The 861-nt window shown below is 43.7% G+C and carries 3 tRNA genes and 2 rRNA genes; all 5 read right to left on the reverse strand.

From position 1 onward, the window contains the following. Positions 1-101 (reverse strand): 23S ribosomal RNA (locus ATB78_RS27795); the annotation flags it as partial. Between the two features lie 295 nt (positions 102-396). Beyond that, positions 397-472 (reverse strand) — tRNA-Val (locus ATB78_RS27800). A 30-nt stretch (positions 473-502) separates the two neighbouring features. Next, a tRNA-Lys gene (locus ATB78_RS27805) sits at positions 503-578 on the reverse strand. Positions 579-580: 2 nt separating this feature from the next. After that, positions 581-656, reverse strand: a tRNA-Glu gene (locus tag ATB78_RS27810). Positions 657-745: 89 nt separating this feature from the next. Next, positions 746-861 (reverse strand): 16S ribosomal RNA (locus tag ATB78_RS27815); the annotation flags it as partial.

Consider the following 861-nt stretch of genomic DNA (forward strand, 5'->3'; position numbering starts at 1 on the left):
AAATGGTTTTTACTACCTAATCTGGGCTTATCGCAAGTTAATACGTCCTTCATCGCCTCTGACTGCCAAGGCATCCACCGTGTACGCTTAGTCACTTAACCATACAACCCGAAGGAGTTTCGAGTTGATGTTCAAATCACCAAAGTTGTCTCTCATTATTTGAATGAGCGAGAGACATTTCGATTTTGCCGGACTCAATTTCGAATAATCACTGTAAAAGTGATATTCCCAAGAACACTTGAATGTGTTTTTTGGTGTTTGTCATAAAGACAAACATTGAGAACTTTACAAACAAACTTAAAAGTTTGTTTTGTCAGCTTTCCAAATTGTTAAAGAGCTAATCACTTCTTATGAAGTAACCATTTTTAAAAACTCTCAAGAGAGAATGTTTAAAGATGGTGGGCGATACCGGGCTCGAACCAGTGACCCCCTGCTTGTAAGGCAGGTGCTCTCCCAACTGAGCTAATCGCCCACATAAGTTTTGATTCTTCGTGGAGAAGAATGGTGGGTCGTGCAGGATTCGAACCTGCGACCAATTGATTAAAAGTCAACTGCTCTACCAACTGAGCTAACGACCCAATGGTATCCCGTAGGGGAGTCGAACCCCTGTTACCGCCGTGAAAGGGCGGTGTCCTAGGCCTCTAGACGAACGGGACACTGGATTGAAGATATTGGGATATCTTCGTCTCTTTTACTTATAAACCGTATCAATCTGTGTGGACACTCATCGTGAGTAATCATCGTTTAAGGAGGTGATCCAGCGCCAGGTTCCCCTAGCGCTACCTTGTTACGACTTCACCCCAGTCATGAACCACAAAGTGGTAAGCGTCCTCCCGAAGGTTAAACTACCTACTTCTTTTG

The sequence above is a fragment of the Vibrio sp. CUB2 genome (assembly GCF_001557945.1).
Taxonomy (GTDB): Bacteria; Pseudomonadota; Gammaproteobacteria; order Enterobacterales; family Vibrionaceae; genus Vibrio; species Vibrio owensii.